The organism is bacterium (assembly GCA_023150945.1).
In the GTDB taxonomy this organism is placed as follows: domain Bacteria; phylum Zhuqueibacterota; class Zhuqueibacteria; order Zhuqueibacterales; family Zhuqueibacteraceae; genus Coneutiohabitans.
In genome coordinates this window covers 132269-147496 of record JAKLJX010000012.1, presented here as the reverse complement: position 1 = coordinate 147496, position 15228 = coordinate 132269, and the positions used below count along the sequence as shown (strand labels likewise).

General features: G+C 60.1%; 15 protein-coding genes. 9 read left to right on the top strand and 6 right to left on the bottom strand.

Translation table 11 applies throughout. The annotated features are described in order from the left end of the window. Positions 1 to 560 precede the first annotated feature (560 nt). From L6R21_16515 to L6R21_16500, 4 genes are all read left to right on the top strand, one after another. Entirely contained in the window at positions 561 to 1166 is a 606-nt protein-coding gene (locus L6R21_16515; GenBank protein MCK6560799.1) for a DUF4398 domain-containing protein, read from the top strand. A 241-nt stretch (positions 1167 to 1407) separates the two neighbouring features. Next, positions 1408 to 2502 carry a L,D-transpeptidase gene (locus L6R21_16510; protein ID MCK6560798.1) on the top strand — a complete coding sequence of 365 codons (1095 nt, stop codon included), beginning with the start codon at positions 1408 to 1410 and terminating at the stop codon, positions 2500 to 2502. A 99-nt stretch (positions 2503 to 2601) separates the two neighbouring features. After that, positions 2602 to 3423 (top strand): L,D-transpeptidase, encoded by an 822-nt coding sequence (locus L6R21_16505; GenBank protein ID MCK6560797.1) that lies wholly within the window; start codon positions 2602 to 2604, stop codon positions 3421 to 3423. A 28-nt stretch (positions 3424 to 3451) separates the two neighbouring features. Then, positions 3452 to 4324, top strand: coding sequence for a hypothetical protein (locus tag L6R21_16500; protein ID MCK6560796.1), 873 nt, complete (start codon positions 3452 to 3454; stop codon positions 4322 to 4324). A gap of 55 nt (positions 4325 to 4379) precedes the next feature. On the opposite strand, the gene L6R21_16495 is transcribed toward L6R21_16500, so the two are convergent. Next, the gene (locus L6R21_16495) at positions 4380 to 5207 is read right to left on the bottom strand and encodes a polysaccharide deacetylase family protein (GenBank protein ID MCK6560795.1); all 828 of its coding nucleotides are present in this window, start codon (positions 5205 to 5207) and stop codon (positions 4380 to 4382) included. A 216-nt stretch (positions 5208 to 5423) separates the two neighbouring features. Between L6R21_16495 and L6R21_16490 the strand changes: the two genes are divergently transcribed. After that, the gene (locus tag L6R21_16490; protein MCK6560794.1) at positions 5424 to 6863 is read left to right on the top strand and encodes a beta-propeller fold lactonase family protein; all 1440 of its coding nucleotides are present in this window, start codon (positions 5424 to 5426) and stop codon (positions 6861 to 6863) included. Between the two features lie 141 nt (positions 6864 to 7004). Here L6R21_16490 and trxA read toward each other — a convergent pair whose 3' ends face one another. Genes trxA through L6R21_16475 form a run of 3 tightly spaced genes read right to left on the bottom strand, consistent with a single transcriptional unit; the run spans position 7005 to position 9631 of the window. Continuing rightward, positions 7005 to 7811, bottom strand: coding sequence for a thioredoxin (gene trxA / locus L6R21_16485; protein ID MCK6560793.1), 807 nt, complete (start codon positions 7809 to 7811; stop codon positions 7005 to 7007). A gap of 16 nt (positions 7812 to 7827) precedes the next feature. After that, the gene (locus tag L6R21_16480) at positions 7828 to 8712 is read right to left on the bottom strand and encodes a hypothetical protein (GenBank protein ID MCK6560792.1); all 885 of its coding nucleotides are present in this window, start codon (positions 8710 to 8712) and stop codon (positions 7828 to 7830) included. A 49-nt stretch (positions 8713 to 8761) separates the two neighbouring features. Next, positions 8762 to 9631 carry a hypothetical protein gene (locus tag L6R21_16475; GenBank protein MCK6560791.1) on the bottom strand — a complete coding sequence of 290 codons (870 nt, stop codon included), beginning with the start codon at positions 9629 to 9631 and terminating at the stop codon, positions 8762 to 8764. A 310-nt stretch (positions 9632 to 9941) separates the two neighbouring features. Here L6R21_16475 and L6R21_16470 point away from each other — a divergent pair, with 310 nt between their 5' ends. From L6R21_16470 to L6R21_16460, 3 genes are all read left to right on the top strand, one after another. Next, positions 9942 to 10802, top strand: coding sequence for a DNA-formamidopyrimidine glycosylase (locus tag L6R21_16470; GenBank protein ID MCK6560790.1), 861 nt, complete (start codon positions 9942 to 9944; stop codon positions 10800 to 10802). A gap of 110 nt (positions 10803 to 10912) precedes the next feature. Beyond that, positions 10913 to 11431: a thiol peroxidase gene (gene tpx, locus L6R21_16465; protein ID MCK6560789.1), complete on the top strand. Its 519-nt coding sequence runs from the start codon at positions 10913 to 10915 to the stop codon at positions 11429 to 11431. A 65-nt stretch (positions 11432 to 11496) separates the two neighbouring features. Further along, positions 11497 to 12309 carry an SDR family oxidoreductase gene (locus L6R21_16460; protein MCK6560788.1) on the top strand — a complete coding sequence of 271 codons (813 nt, stop codon included), beginning with the start codon at positions 11497 to 11499 and terminating at the stop codon, positions 12307 to 12309. 366 nt (positions 12310 to 12675) lie between these two features. Here the strand turns inward: L6R21_16460 and L6R21_16455 are convergent, their stop codons facing one another. Further along, a complete protein-coding gene (locus L6R21_16455; protein MCK6560787.1) occupies positions 12676 to 13086 on the bottom strand; it encodes an energy transducer TonB in 411 nt (136 codons plus the stop codon). Between the two features lie 346 nt (positions 13087 to 13432). Between L6R21_16455 and L6R21_16450 the strand changes: the two genes are divergently transcribed. Continuing rightward, positions 13433 to 14200, top strand: a complete 768-nt coding sequence (locus tag L6R21_16450) for a serine protease (protein ID MCK6560786.1) — start codon at positions 13433 to 13435, stop codon at positions 14198 to 14200. 36 nt (positions 14201 to 14236) lie between these two features. On the opposite strand, the gene L6R21_16445 is transcribed toward L6R21_16450, so the two are convergent. Continuing rightward, a complete protein-coding gene (locus L6R21_16445; GenBank protein ID MCK6560785.1) occupies positions 14237 to 15205 on the bottom strand; it encodes a quinone oxidoreductase in 969 nt (322 codons plus the stop codon). Between the last annotated feature and the right edge of the window lie 23 nt (positions 15206 to 15228).

Genomic DNA, 15228 nt, shown 5'->3' with positions numbered 1-15228 from the left:
GGCGCAGCAAAGCCACTCCGGCGCCGGCTGCACCTCTTGCGATTTCAGACATTTAGGAAGTCCTTTCTCCCCTGCCTCCGCAATCAGATCTGGTCTCAAAAAGTGGCGTGCGCGATGGTGTTTTGCGGCCTTGCGTCATGCCACTTGCTTTTTAATTTTCTTTTGTTTAGATTCATCGCCAATTTGAAAAGCCGCCAGGCTGAGTTGTCCGGAGTTGTGAGGAAAAAGCCGTAGCAGAAGAGTTTGCGCATTGCACTTCAACCTCCCCCATTCTTGGTGGTCGCTTCACCAGGCGACGACTCTTCCACAGGATGGCCCTAATCCCGGCATCTTCTTGATCGAGACCAACGGTCTTCAGCTCACCTGACGAAAGCACCGGCCATGTGGGCGGCGGCTGCGCCCGCACGTGATGGTTGGCGCGCAGGCAGGCATCAAGAATGGCGGTTCGTCCGGTTGTAATTGCGGGTCCCAGATTGCACCGGCTTGGCGGGCTCCGGAGGTTTGCGAGTTGGACCCATGAGTTTCTTCCACATTTCATTAACTTTTAGGAGGTATCTTCTATGAAGGCCAAGACTCTGTTGAGTTCTCTCGGCATCGTGGTTCTGATGTTCGTCATGGGATGCAAAGAGGCACCCCAACAATTGCTGGCAGACGCCGACGCGGCCATGCAGGCGGCCCAAACCGCAGAAGCGAATCGCTACGCGATGGACTTGTTCAATGCCGCGAAAGACTCTCTGAGCGCCGCCCAAGCTGAGGTGGAACAACAGAATTCGAAGTTCGCGCTGCTGCGCAATTATGACCGCGCCACCGCCCTGCTGAACTCTGCGATTGCCGCCTTCAAGTCCGCATCCGATGCGGCTGCCACCAACAAAGAAGCAGTACGCGCGGAAGCCGACACCCTGATGGCCCAAGTGGCGCCGAAGATTGAGGCTGCCAAGAAGCTGATGGCCAAAGCCCCCAAGGGCAAAGAAGGCCGCGCGGCGTTGGAGATGATTCAGGCTGACATCAATGCCGTGGAATCCGGCTTGAGCGAAGCCCAAAACGCGATGACGAGCAACGACTATCTGACGGCCCGCGACAAAGTGCAGGCTGCGATGAGCAAGATCGACTCGGTGATCCAGGAATTGGAAAACGCGATCGGTAAGAAGATGGGTTCGCGCAGCTAACCGATCATCTCTGTCAATTCCCCTTTTCCGCCTCGACCGGTGAAGTGCTGCTCGCGCCCTGGGCACGAATACACCTCACTGGCCGAGGTTTTCTATTTGGAATCTCATTTCCTTCCCCATGACTTTTCAGATTCTCCGCAGCCATATCGCTGAAACGCTCAGGACGAGGAGCCGGAATTTATCAGGACATGTGGTCGAGCTGATGAAGAGAATCAGACTCCCGCAGAGCCGTGCGCGTGCCATGACAGCCGCCGCCGCCCTTGTCGTTGTGCTCACCAGTCTCATCGTCGGTATTCCATCATACGAGCCGGCGCCCTCCCAGCCTTTCCAAGAAGCCTGGCTGGCCGTGAGTGAGGCGCGCCGCCATGAAGCCGCCAGCTACGCTCCCGAGGTTTTTCGCCAGGCCGAAACCTACCTGGAACAGGCCCGAACCGCCTGGCACACCGAAAACCGCAAATGGTTTTGGAACCGCGATTTTCGCGCCACCGCGCAACTGGCGGAGAATGCCAAACTCTGCGGCCGCATTGCCGGCCGGTTGGCCGTGGCACGGCGCGATTCCCTGGAGCTGCTCACCACCTTCGGCATCGCGCGCCTGCAACAAACGGTGGAAGAATTTCGCGAGCAATCCCGGCGCATTCCGGTCAACAAGGCGCTTTGGCAAAAATTCGTGGCCAGCGAGCTGATGGTGCTGGAAAGCCAGTTTGCCCACTGGCGCCAAGACTACCTTACCGCCAAAGCCAAACTGCAAGCGGCCGAACCGCTGGTGAATGGCGCCTGGAGCACCACCAAGGCCACACTGGAAAGCTACCTGCGCCAAGTGCCGGAGTGGAAGCGCTGGGTCGCCGAGACCATCGCCTGGTCGGCGGCCAGCGACAGTGTCGCCCTCGTGGTCGACAAAATGGCGCACAAATGCTACCTCTACCAAGGGGGGCAACTGCGCGCCGAGTATCCGGTTGAGCTTGGGCCACGATGGCTCGGCCACAAACGCCAGCGCGGCGATAACGCCACGCCTGAAGGCCGCTATCGCATCCTCAAGAAAAAAGCCAATCGCGACACCATCTACTACAAAGCGCTCCAGATCGATTATCCCAACGGCGAAGACCAACAGAAATTCCTGGAGGCCCGCAAACGCGGCGAACTCTCACGCTATGCCACCATCGGCGGCTTGATTGAAATCCATGGCCATGGCGGCAAGGGCGCGAACTGGACCGCCGGTTGCGTCGCCCTGGAGAATGCCTACATGGACGAGCTTTATGACCGCGCCGACATCGGCACGCCGGTCACCATCGTTGGTTCGCTAAAAGGTCTGCCCACGAATGGCAACACATTGCACTAACCTGGCCGCACACTATTCTTCGGCAACGGTGACACCGCGCGCCGCCAGCGGCATTTGTACGCACCGTTCCAACTCGCTTCACTTCCCTGGGTGCACGCCATGATGACGCCTGAGCAAACTTCACAAACCGCCGCGGGGGCGAACAATCGCCCAGACGACAAAGGACTCACCCCCTCACCGCCACCGGAAGCGCAGCCGGTACTGCCTGCTGCCGGCCCGCAGCCGGAAGCAGGACGCACTCCGCCGCCTTCGAGGTTGGGATTGCGCGCCGCCGCCTACGGCCTGCTGACGGGATTCCTGTTCACACTGGTGACACTCTTCGCTGCGCCGGTGCTGCGCGAGTGGCTGTTCGCGATTCTGCCGGAATCACAATTCTCTCTCGAAACGCGCAACATGGAAATTGCCCAATTGCAACGCGAAGTGCAGCAGGCCGGCAAGCGCGTGGCCAGTTTGCAGCGCCGCATGGAAGCCTTGGTGCCGCGCCAGCCTTATGTGATTGTCAATTCCTCCGGCAATCGCATCTATGTCATGTCCGGCAAAAAACTGCTGCATGAAGGCATCTGCTCCACCGGCAGCTACGTGTTACTGAAGGCGCAGGATGACCGGCAGTGGATCTTTTCCACACCCCGCGGCATGTTTCGCGTTCAGGGCAAAGTCAAAAATCCCGTTTGGCGCATGCCGGACTGGGCTTTCATCGAAGAAGGGCGGCCGGTGCCGCCGCCCAACTCGCCGGAAAGATTCGAGCGGGGCGTGCTGGGCGATTATGCCCTGGCGTTTGGCAACGGTTACCTCATTCACGGCACGTTGTATCAGCGCCTGCTGGGCATGCCGGTCACGCACGGCTGCGTGCGGTTGGGCGATGACGATCTGCGCATTGTCTATCAGAAGTTGCAGCTCGGCTCGAAGGTTTTCGTTTATTGAATCATGTGATGCAGTGAGATGACGGGTCATGCCTAACGTTTTGCACAAGATCAAACTCCTGTTGCGCAAACCCTTCCTGCCATTGCTGCGCCTGCTCGCCGGCAATCGCAAGGCCCAGATGGTATTCCTGTTCTTTCTGCTGCCGCTGCCCCTGGCGCTGTTTGTGCTCGCCGTGGCCCTGCCTGTTCGCCACCTGGCCTTCGAAGCTGCACCGGCAAAACCAGCCGCGGTAGACTCCTCCAATCATCAACATCTCAAAGAACCGGAAGACGAGGCGGAAAAACAGGTGCTGGCCGAGAAACGCCTGGCGCTGGCCATTGAGGAAGCCTTCTGGCAGGTGCGGCATCAAATGAGCAAAAGTGATTCCATCGGGCTGGTGGTCAACCTCAGTGACAGCCTCATCATCCTGGAAGTCAAAGGCGTGCCAATGCGGCAGTCCAGGATCGTCCGCTATGACCGCAGCGACGCCCTGGATCACCTCGCCGCCAAGGGCCGGCTGCGCCAGTGGTTGGCCAGCCCGTTTATTTTGCAGCGCGAGCTTGCCACCCTGCCCAAAGCGCCGATCCGCATCATCGAGGCGCCCAAGGATACCATCGAAGCCGAGCAGCGCAAAACCGAAATCCCGATCGAAGACCGCGATGTGCACTTCACCTGGGAATTCGACCGCAATCTCACCATCGTTGTGGAGCAGGAACAGACACCGTCTTGGGAGGGACGTTTGCAGAAGTTGTGGTATGAAACACAACGCACGTGGAACACCGCGGCCGCCACGGTCGACTCTCTGGCCCAGCGCCGGCTGCCCGAACATCGCTTCTGGATTGCGCTCGAACTCAACCGTGACGACGCCAAAGCGATCTATCGCGCCTTGCCCCAAAATGCCAACCTGGCGCTGCACCTCTAGGCCGTTTCCCTCTCTCAACCTTCCCTGCCGGCAGATAATCTCACCAAGAATCGCTTCACTCATGCGCCTGCCGGCGTACCGGCTGCAAGATTTCGCCCAGCGCTTTGACCATCACCGTGCCGTTGGAAAAAAAACTGATCGTGCGTTGGCGCCAATACTCGCGTCTGGAGTCCAGCGGTGCTTGCACCCGGCGCTGCACGCTGCGCAGCGTATCATGCAAATAAACGCCGCGGCGGGGAATCAACCACAGCGGCGCGGCTTCAGCCTGTGGGCTGCCCCACTGCAGCTCGCGAGGTTGCGGGCCGAGCAACGCCACGCTCGCATAGCCGGCGCGCTGTGCCGTGAGAAAAACGCGATTACTGCCGCGGCCAAACGGCAGCGATAAATGCCGAATCGGAATCTGCAGGTGATCTTCGAGCAGCCGCCGGGAATCAAACAGATCTTCGAACAAAGCGGCCTCCGGCAGCGTCGGCAGATAAGCATGGCGCAGTGAGTGGCTGCCGATCTCCCAACCGCGCGCCTGCAGCTCGCGCAGCTCATTCCAATCGAGGTGCTGGTTGCGGCGCCCGAAGAAATTCACATCCCAACGATTCTCAGCGCCGACATAGCCGGCCACCGGATAGACGGTCGCCGTGAAGCCGAAGCGCTCCAGAATCGCCAGGGCGTGCTTGATCAAACCACGCAAGCCGTCGTCAAACGTGAGCACAATCGTGCGATCCGGCGGCGCGCCACTCTGCCGCAAGCAGGCGGAGAGCGAGGCCGTGCGATAACCTGCTTCCGCCAGCCAGGCCATCTGGCGCTCGAATTGCGCCGCAGTAGTCCATGTGACGCCGAGGGTTTTGCGGCCACCAACCTGATGATAGGCCAACACAACGGGAAGCATCACTCACTTCGATTTCGTTTTGTGTGGTAGATTCTGAGTCAACGGCGCACGCCCTCGCCGAGGCAGCCGGCGCCAGCGGGCGGAACTTGCCACGGGATTGTGCACAGCCCTCACACTCGCAATTGGGACGATGAAGGTATTGGATTCCAGTTCCAGTTTCAATATCTTTTTGCCACTTTGAATTGTCTTCGTCGCGCGCACCAAAAGGATTCGTACATGAAGCTCCTGCTGCCTTGCCTGTGCCTTGCTGCCGCTGTTGGACTGGCCTTCACGTTTGGCTGCCGGCATGAAATTGCCGGACCTCTGCCCGACGTCGAGGAGATTGACTACTCGAAAATCGACCGGATTGTTTATTCCCAACACGTGCAGCCGATCTTCAACCAAAAGTGCATGTCAGCCAGTTGCCACAACTCGGTCGATCGCGCCGCCGGCTTGCAGCTCGATTCCTGGGAGAAGGTGATGGCCGGCTCGCGTTTCGGCGAGGTGGTGATCTCGGGCAACTCACAGCACAGCCACATGATCGAACATCTGCGCGGCCTCGCCAGCCCGCGCATGCCGCTCGGACGTGATACTTTGTCGAGCAGGACCGCCGATTTTGTGGCGCGCTGGATCGATGCGGGCGCGCGCAACGACGCTGGCGTACGGCCCTTCGAGGGCATTACGGAAAAGGCCTATGTCACCAACCAGGGCAACGACTTGGTCGCGGTGATTGCCACGCAACACAACCTCGTCGCGCGGTTGCTTCCTGTCGGCGATTCACCCCGCCTGGACGTGCCGCACAACTTGTTTGTCGATGCGCAAAGCAAGTACTGGTACGTCACGCTCATTGACAAAGGCGAAGTGTGGAAGTTCGAGGTTGCCACGGACACGCTCGCCGGTAAAGTCCGTGCCGGCCGCTCGCCGGCAAATGTCGTGGTCAGCCCGGACGGCAGCCGCGCCTATGTCAGCAATTGGGAAATTCTCAGCAGTGGCCGCCGCGTGCAGGTGATCGACACCAACACCATGACGGTGCGGCGTGAGCTGCGCGTCGGGCTTGCCCCTCATGGCCTGGCCTTAAGCCGCGACGGCCGGCTGCTGTACGTCACCAACTATCTCTCCGACAGCATTTCGATCATTCGCACGGACACTTACGAAGAACTTGGCCCGGTGCTGCTCGCACCGGACGTGAACCCGGTGCAATCATCCCTTTATCAGCCGTTGCAGATCGCGCTCACGCCGGACGATCGCCTGGCCTATGTGACCTGCTTCGCCGCGGATCAAGTGCGGGTGATCGACACTGCCGGCCGCAACGTGATTGCAACGATCGCGGTGGGCAAGAGGCCTTTTCTGCTCGAGGTGACGCCCGACGGCAAACAAGTTTATGTCTGCAATCAAGGCTCCAACGACGTCACGGTCATTCGGGTGGCGGATAATCAAGTCGCAACCACCATCACGGCGCCCGGTTTTGCCAATCCGCACGGCGTTGCCTTCACGCGTGATGGGCGTTTTGCCTATGTGACCAACGAGAATCTCGAGGGTGACTACCCGGCGCATCATCCCAGCAGCGAGGGTAGCACGCCCGGCAACGTGCAGGTGATAGACACCCACACCTTTCAAGTCATCAAGACCATCGAGGTCGAAGCCGACCCCACGGGAATTGCCGTTTTGCCGCGCTGAGAGCCGGCAGTGGCAGGGCGAAGCGCCGCTGCCAAGATGAAATGGACGGCAGCCTCCCGGCCGATATGCAAAAAAGAATGCCCTCGGCTGTTGCCGAAGGCATTCCACAAAACGGAGGCACAGCAGCGCAACCCGCCGCACTCAATACAGCGCTGAAGTGAAGCGGCGATGATAAGTCTGCGTGATTTCATGCTCGGAGCCGAGCAGCGTGAACAAGGCCACGCAGGCCTTGCGCGCGCCGTCCTCATCGAGGTGGCGGTTGCGGCCGACGATCTCGACCCAAGCTTCCAAAGCGCCGGCGTAGTTCCCTGCGCGAAAGGCCGCAATGCCTTGGCGGTAAAGCTGCCAGTCTGCCGCCGGTTCGCCACCGCTTTCCGGAAGATGCGACAGCCGGTGCAGCGTTTGGATGGCTTCGATTTTGTTTGAAAAGGGCGTGCCTTCGGGAATGTCCCGCACCAACTCGTGCGCCTTGTCGAGGTCACCGGCCGCCCACAGGCCGGCCAGCAAAACGCGCGCTTCCACATTCTGCGGATCGGATTTCAGCACGCTTTCCAGCCGCTTGCGCGCGGTAGCGTGATCACCGCTTTGCAGCGCCGCCCGCGCGCTTTCGAGTTCACGCCTGGCCGCGCTCGGAATATTCTGTTCGAGCCAGCGCCGCACTTCGCGTTCCGGCAGCGCGCCGAGAAACTCCGCGATCATCTTGCCATCGAAAAACAACTTCACCGCCGGGATGCTCTGTATTCTGAATTGTTGCGCCAGCTCTGGCTCCATGTCGGTGTTGACTTTCACCAATCGCCATTTGCCCTGCGCTTCCTGCGCCAGTTTCTCCAGCACTGGGCCGAGGATGCGGCAAGGCCCGCACCACTCTGCCCAAAAGTCGACCAGCACCGGAGTCTGGTGGCTGGCGGCCAGCACTTCTTTCTGAAAAGTCTTATAGGTGACGTCCATAGTATTGAAAGTTGGGTTATTGGGTTTTGGGGGAATAAATCACCAAAGTTCCCGCCTTTTTTTGACCTTCGTTTGCGATGATCAATGTGCCGTCCCGGGCAATCGCCAGACCTTCAGGTTGCGAGTGCACGGACTTGGGCAGTTTCGTCACGCCCAGCAGCTTGCCGGTGCGATCCAATTCGACGATCGCCATGCCGTTGAAAGCCAGCACGAAGAAATTGCCGGTGATGGGATGGCGTTCGATTGCCGAGGGATTGAATTCCTTGCCGCCGGTGTGCGGCAGGATTTCCGGCAGCGCGAGCACAAATCGCGGCGTGGCCTCCAGCCGTCGCGTCTTGAGCGAGAACGCATAGACTGCTTTGCTGGTGTTGCTCAAGCCCCTGCCCGGCTCGCCCTTGCAGGCCAGCAACAGGCAATCGGTTTCAGGATCGTAGGTCAATCCTTCAACATCATTGCGCACATGCAACGGCGTTGCGAGGCGTTGATACTCGGCATGCTGCCCGTCTTTGACGTTACGGAAGCGATAGACGGTGCCGCCGGAATCGACCAGAAACACGGTGTCCCGGCGTGCCGCAATACCTTCGAAATCGCCGCGCACCAGCAACCGGCCGAGATAGAACCGCTTCACGATTTTGCCGGTGCGATAGTCCACCTCGAACACGATGCCGGCCTCGTCATTGTGGCACAACAGCCGGTCGTCCTCGGTGAAGGCCAGACCGGAGATCTCGCGCAAATCCTTGGGTAGCTTGACGACCCTCGGCGACTTTGCCGCCAGGTCGTAGGCAGTGATTTCAGGAACCGTCAGCGTCGCTGCCGGCGGGGGCGGGACCGCGGGCTTGGAATCCTCCGCGCACGCCCAGCCGGTCAACAGCAAAAGCAGAGGTGCAAGGTTAATCATCATGCTCCGTTCTCAAAGTCATGAAGGTTGAGGCGGCACTCAGGCGCGGGATTCACCAGTCGATTACGTCTCCCGGAATGTCGCGCTGCACCGGGGTGTCGATATCGAAGCTCAGCAGATTCTGCGGCGCGGTGAGGCGAACAACTTTCACGTCTTTGATGCGCTCCAGCGGCACGACTTCATCGCCGAACCCGTTGGTGCGCGTCTGGCTCGACCAATAGACGACATTCTTGGTGCCGTTCTCATCGCGATAGTAGCCCAGGAAAATCACCGAGTGGCCGAGGCCCTTCTTCCAGGAAATGTTCATGAAGTCACCGGGCCGGGCATTGCGCGGTTTGATTTCGGTGCCCATCTGCGAGTACTGCACCAGGGCGTAATGGTTGCCAAAACCGTCATCGTTCCATTTGCCCCAGAACTTGATCGTATCTTCCCGGCGGCCGCCGTCGGGTTCCTGCATGCGCAGGGCCTCCAGCCGTTCCGGCGTGAGCTGCTGCCCGGCTTGCGGCAGCATCAGATTCAACTGCTCGATGAAGGCGGCATAGGTTGCGCCGCTGCAATAACTCGTGGTCCGCGGTGGTGCCAGCAGCGGCTTGCCAAACAGCGTGAGCGCATAACCGACGGGCGACTCGGTGGGCACGGCTTTGATGCCGGTGAAATAGCCGCCGCCCTCGACCGCAGTGGCCTGCACTTTGTCGATGGCCTGCAACACCCAGGCATTGTAGCCGGTGACGTACTTTCCGAAAATCTCGGCATGCCGGGTGTGATGCGTGCCGCCAGCGAGATCCTCCTTTTTCAAAATGAACCATTCCCCGTTGTCCGTGGTCGGCTGCAGTGCCGTGGAATCGCTTTGCGCCACCGCCACGGTGGCGAGTGTGCAGCACAGGCTCACCAACACGCCCACTCTTCTGCCGAGTCTTGTCATTTTGGCTCCCGCTGGGTTGAAGTGAGGAATTCACGCTTGCGCCCCAAACGGCTTCGCGCTATATTCGCAAGCGTATATGCCGCACGTCGAAAGAATCTTGCCGCGCGGCCATTCTCGTGAATCAAATCGTCGCCGGGCAACTCCGTGCTCCAGCGGCTGCTTACAGCAAAAAGATAGCAGAAAACCGGAATTATGCAATCGCCGTTTCATGCCCGCCAATGCTGCACCGCGCAACCAGAGGAGTGGGCTGTTGCCTTGCTTCCTCGGCCTGGCCTCTCGCCCTACCCATTTCCCACCGTGGAGAAAAAGCATGCCCGAGTTGCCTGATCTCGTCTATTTGGAAGAACGCCTGCAGCCGTTGCTTGTCGGCCAACATTTCACCGCCGTCGACATTCACGAGCCGGTGGTGGTACGCATGCTGCTCCCCGCGGATTTTGCCGAGACGCTCACCGGCTGCACTTGCACGGCGGTGCGGCGCCACGGGCCGTTCCTGGTCTTCCGCCTGTCAGGAGAAAAGGAATTAATCCTGCATCCCATGCTCGCCGGCCGGCTGCAATGGTGCTGCGACGATACCAAACCGGCGGCAAGCTGCGCTCTCACCCTGGCTTGTGAACCGAGCCACTGCCGCCTGCATTACCTCGATGACAAGAAGATGGGCAAGATCTACTTGACGGCGGCCGGGGCTTATCAGCAAATTCCGCGCTTTCCAGACCAGGGGCCGGATCTCCTGTCGGAGGCGTTTTCGCCGGCGTACTTTCATCAGCAAGTGAAGCGCAACCGCAAGCAGGTGCGCGTGCTGCTCATGGATCAAAAGATCGTGAGCTGCATCGGCAACGCCTACGCGGATGAGATTCTGTTTCACGCCGGCATCCATCCCAAGACCTTGTGCCCGCAATTGCGTGACGAGGAGATCACGCGGCTGTATCACAGCATTCGCGCGGTCATGCAATGGGGCATTCATGCGGTGGCGGCCGCCCAGCCCGCGCTGGAAGTGAAAGTACGCGAGCATATGCAGGTGCGCAATCGCAAAGATCAGCCCTGCCCCAAGTGCGGCAGCAAAATCCGGCGTGCCGGCGTGCTGGGACATGATGCTTTTTTTTGCCCGACTTGCCAGCCGCTGGCGCGCGGGCAATTTCTCGACTGGCGGGATCTGAACAAATCACGCACCTGAGCCACCCGCAGCCGCAATCAAGCCTTGCTTTCGCAAGCCTGGAGTTCTATATTGCCGCCATTATTGTATTTCATCTGAAGGTGCATTTCAATTTGAACAATGGAGCAAACATGGCGACGGAACGCAAGGGCGCAGTGACTCTCGCAGGCAAGTCTCTCACTTTGGTGGGTGCGGAAATCAAAGTCGGTGACCGGGCGCCGGCTTTTACTGTGATGGGCAATGATTGGAAGACGGTTCGTTTTGAAACTCTGGGCGGCAAGCCCACCTTGATATCCTCCATTTTGTCGGTCAACACCGGCGTGTGCGATGCAGAAATTCGGCGGTTCAGCCAGGAGGCAGGCAAGTTGGGCGAGGCCGCACAGTTTTTCACCATTAGCACGGATTTGCCGTGCTCGCAGGCGATCTGGTGCGGCAACGCCGGCGTGCAGAATGTCAAAACCTACGCGGATCATCTCGACACCAGTTTTGGCCTGGCCTACGGCACGCTGGTCAAGGAAGTTCGCGTGCTGTCCCGCGCGATCTTCGTGATTGACCGGAACGGCATCGTGCAGCATGTCGAGTACGTTCCCGAGATCGGGCAGCATCCCGACTATGACAAGGCCATGGCGGCGATCAAGAAGCTGATCTGAACCATTCGCCGCTCAGCTCGATTTTCGCCGGCGGCTTTGCCAACTCTGCCAAACCGAGGGGCGCCATGAACGCGCTTTTTTCACCATTCGAGCATTTGCACCTGCCGGGCTTGCGCGAGGCCGTGGTGCTGGTTACGGGCGGAACGCGCGGCACCGGCCGCCTCACAGCCAGCATGTTTGCGCAGTGTGGCGCCCGCGTTGCCATCAACAGCCGCTCGGCGGTGGAAGCGCAGGCGGTCGCCGGTGAATTGGCGGCGCGCCATGGCGTCGCGACTCTGGCGCTGCCCGCCGATGTCGCGGAGGCGCAGGCGGTCGGCGAAATGTTCGCGCGTTTGCGGGAATGGAGCAACGGCCGGCTGGAGGTGCTGGTTTGCAATGCCGGTTATCCCCTGGTGGAGGAATTGTGGCACACGCCGTTGCACAAAATGGGCGAGCGTGAGAGCGAACAATGGTTTCAACGCGTGCGCGCGGTGGACCTGGACGGCGCGCGCTATTGCAGCCGGGAGGCCCTCAAGCTGATGGTGGCGCAGCAGCGCGGCGTGTTGATCTTTGTCAGCTCCACGCCGGCGCTGGTGGGCTATCGCGGCACGCCCTACACCGAAGCCAAAGCGGCGGTGCTGGGATTGATGCACGATCTGGCGCTGGAATACGGCAAATACGGCATTCGCGCCAATGCCGTTGCACCCGGCAACATTGCCAGCGGCTGGTATGAAAAACTCAGCCCGGCGCAGCGCGAGACTCTGGCGCAGGAGGCGCCCATGGGCCGCTGGGGCAAGCCGGAAGAAGTGGCCGGCACGATTCTCTTTCTGGCCTCCGAATTGGCGGGCTTCATCACCGGCCAGACCATCGTTATCGATGGCGGCAAAGTGATGCGGTGAATCGGCAACTTCAAAGACTACCCTTCTGTCAGCCAGCAGTCCCGGTGAAGATCTGAGCACCTCGCCAAGTTCCTCACAAGATTTCCCTCACAAACACTTCATCCTGCCGTTCCGCAACGAAATCCTCGTCAGAATTCAAACGATTCCCTTTCATCGCAACGCGGAAGTCGCCAACAGGTAGAAACAACCCAACAGACAAACAAAGACTGCATCAGTTGGGTTGCCTCCCTCCGAGGGAAGGGTTCTTTCGCTTCTGAGGCAACAATTCCGTCTAAATAAACTAAGGACCACAGAATCGCCAGCGAAAACACCTGCGGCAAGGTGCTGTCTGTTCTGCCGGCGAAACCGAAACGGCGGGCAAAGGCATCAATAGCCCGGGCCGAAATTGAGAGTGACTTCGACAGTAGCGGTGACCGGCACGCCATTGCGGCGGCCGGGCCTCCAGGAGGCGCGCGCCACCGCCAGCATAGCCTCAGCATCCATCGCCGCGGACCCTGAGCTTTTGACGATGCGCGTTTCCACAACGCGGCCATTACTGCTGATGGTCGCCGCCACCACTGCCGTTCCCGCGCGATTCTCCTTGCGCACTTCCTCCGGTTGATTTACCGCTGATTGCAACAGCGCCAGGCCGCCAATTGGTTCGGGCGCAATGTTCTCCTCGGACGAGCTGCTGCCCGCGCCGGCTGGCGGCGAATTGCTGACTTCCTTTTGCAGCGGCTTCAGACAGGCAGAGGCGATCACTGCCGAAACCAACAGCAGAACCTTCCATGTTCTCATTGTTATGCTCCTTTGTCTCATCACCAAGCGGGCGTAATGAATCTCCCTGTGAATGTTCTTCTGCGTGACACTTTTCCACGCCTTCGGTTTGGACCTGCGCCGGGGAAATGCCGGCACCATGACATGCCGTTATGAAGTCATGCGGCAGCGGGGGAACCAGCGCACGCAACCAGAATGCGCTTGACTTTCGCGGCAGGCAATGACATATTGCCGGCACCAAACAAAGCCCTTTGGAGGCAATCCTCACTCCTCTGCCCCATTTCCCGCTTAACGCAAAGCGCTGGGATGCCCCATGAACACTCATTCTTTTCAGAGGTGCGGTTTTGCCGCACGCCTCAGGCCGCGAATGCTCGCCTGCCGCTTGCTGCTGTTGAGCGCGCTGGCCGGCAGCGCAACCGGCCGGGCGCAATTACTCGAAACCACCATCGCCAAAATTCCGGAAAGCATTTATCGCCGCGCGCAACCGTCAGTGGTGAAAGTCATCGCCGGCAACGGCCAGCGCTACGGCAGCGGATTGGTAGTCGGCAAAACGCAGAAAGGGCTGGCCATTATCCTAACCGCCAACGAAGTCATTGCCGGCCTCGAAAATGAGCTTGCGATTCAACTCGACAATCGCCCGGAGGCGGTTTCGGCGAAGCTGATTCTCGAAAAGTGGCGCACGCCGGAGCTGGCCTTGCTGGCGGTGCGTGCAAAGACTCTTGCCCTCTCGCCGACGCTGTTGTTTCATCCCGGCGCAGCGCTGGCGCCGGGCGACAACATCAGCGTGCTGGGATTCCCGCAAACGCCGTTCATCTCACAGAATCGCGGCCGCATCGTGCGCAGCGATGATGATCTGCTCGTGCTGAGCTTTGCCGTGCCCGAAGGCCAGTCAGGCGGACCGGTAGTTGACGCTGCCGGCCGCGTAGTCGGCATTGCATTGGCGCGCGGCAGCGCTCCCGGGGAAGGCATCCCACTCCCGGTCGTGCAAGCGCGGCTGAATGCCTGGCTGGGCAACGTGCCGCTGGCGGAACGCTGGCACGCCGGCGTCGAGCAAAAGCGCTGGACCGGCTGGCTGATCGGTGGGACGTTGTTGCTGGCCACCGGTGCGGCGGTGGCATGGTCCGGCATCTTTTGAATCAAGCCACAGCACGGCCCCGAATCCGCGCCAAACTCAGGGCTGCAGGAGCAGCTTGCCAGTGGTTTGGCGGCTTTCCAACAACTCATGCGCCCGCCGCGCTTCTGCCAGCGGCAAGATGCGATGAATGCGCACAGTCAACTTGCCCTGCATGACGGCATTGAGGACATCATTCGCCCGCCACAACAATTCCTCGCGCGTGGCGGTGTAGTGCGTGAGCGTGGCGCGCGTCATGAACAGCGAGCCTCTGGCGCTCAACGCTAGCGGATCAATCGGCGGCACGGCGCCGCTGGCTTGTCCGAAGAAAACGAGATAACCGCGCGGCCGCAAGCAGTTCATGCTTTTTTCCCAGGTTGTCCTGCCCACGGCATCATACACCACCTCGACGCCCCTGCCCGCCGTCAAGTGCTTCACTTCCTGCTCAAAATCCTGCTGCGTGTAGAGAATGACTTCAGCGGCGCCGGCGGCGCGCGCGAGCGCGGCCTTTGCCTCCGTCGAAACCGTGCCAATGACCCGTGCGCCGCGCTGCGCCGCCATTTGCACCAACAGCAAGCCAATGCCGCCCGCAGCCGCATGCACGAGGCAAGTGTCGCCCGCTTTGAGCGGATAGACCGTGTGCGTCAAGTAATGCGCGGTCATACCCTGCAACATGACTGCGGCGCCCACCTCGAATGCCAGGGCCTCCGGCAACGCCACCACGCGCCACGCCGGCACGACAACGTATTCCGCGTAGCCGCCCAGGGTCATGGCGAAAGCCACGCGCTGACCGGGTTGCAGGTCTGTGACTTTTTCGCCGGCAGCCACCACCACACCCGCCGCTTCATTGCCGGGCGTGAAGGGCAACGTCACATTGTAAAGGCCGGTGCGGTAATACACATCGATAAAATTGACGCCACTGGCGGCAACTTGAATCAGCACTTCGGTGGCGGCCGGTTCGGGGACGGGAATCTCTTCGAGTTGCAGCACGTCCGCGCCGCCCAGTTGGTGAATGCGTATGGCTTTCATGAACGATCCTTTCGAACAGCGTG

What these genes read in the sequence shown, in the direction of transcription:
- L6R21_16515 (MCK6560799.1), top strand. Translation starts at nt 561, where the DNA reads ATGAAGGCCAAGACTCTGTTGAGTTCTCTCGGCATCGTGGTTCTGATG.
- L6R21_16455 (MCK6560787.1), bottom strand. Translation starts at nt 13,086, where the DNA reads ATGAGAACATGGAAGGTTCTGCTGTTGGTTTCGGCAGTGATCGCCTCT.
- L6R21_16480 (MCK6560792.1), bottom strand. Translation starts at nt 8,712, where the DNA reads ATGATGATTAACCTTGCACCTCTGCTTTTGCTGTTGACCGGCTGGGCG.
- L6R21_16475 (MCK6560791.1), bottom strand. Translation starts at nt 9,631, where the DNA reads ATGACAAGACTCGGCAGAAGAGTGGGCGTGTTGGTGAGCCTGTGCTGC.
- L6R21_16470 (MCK6560790.1), top strand. Translation starts at nt 9,942, where the DNA reads ATGCCCGAGTTGCCTGATCTCGTCTATTTGGAAGAACGCCTGCAGCCG.
- L6R21_16495 (MCK6560795.1), bottom strand. Translation starts at nt 5,207, where the DNA reads ATGCTTCCCGTTGTGTTGGCCTATCATCAGGTTGGTGGCCGCAAAACC.
- L6R21_16510 (MCK6560798.1), top strand. Translation starts at nt 1,408, where the DNA reads ATGACAGCCGCCGCCGCCCTTGTCGTTGTGCTCACCAGTCTCATCGTC.
- L6R21_16450 (MCK6560786.1), top strand. Translation starts at nt 13,433, where the DNA reads ATGCTCGCCTGCCGCTTGCTGCTGTTGAGCGCGCTGGCCGGCAGCGCA.
- L6R21_16505 (MCK6560797.1), top strand. Translation starts at nt 2,602, where the DNA reads ATGATGACGCCTGAGCAAACTTCACAAACCGCCGCGGGGGCGAACAAT.
- L6R21_16500 (MCK6560796.1), top strand. Translation starts at nt 3,452, where the DNA reads ATGCCTAACGTTTTGCACAAGATCAAACTCCTGTTGCGCAAACCCTTC.
- L6R21_16445 (MCK6560785.1), bottom strand. Translation starts at nt 15,205, where the DNA reads ATGAAAGCCATACGCATTCACCAACTGGGCGGCGCGGACGTGCTGCAA.
- trxA (MCK6560793.1), bottom strand. Translation starts at nt 7,811, where the DNA reads ATGGACGTCACCTATAAGACTTTTCAGAAAGAAGTGCTGGCCGCCAGC.
- tpx (MCK6560789.1), top strand. Translation starts at nt 10,913, where the DNA reads ATGGCGACGGAACGCAAGGGCGCAGTGACTCTCGCAGGCAAGTCTCTC.
- L6R21_16490 (MCK6560794.1), top strand. Translation starts at nt 5,424, where the DNA reads ATGAAGCTCCTGCTGCCTTGCCTGTGCCTTGCTGCCGCTGTTGGACTG.
- L6R21_16460 (MCK6560788.1), top strand. Translation starts at nt 11,497, where the DNA reads ATGAACGCGCTTTTTTCACCATTCGAGCATTTGCACCTGCCGGGCTTG.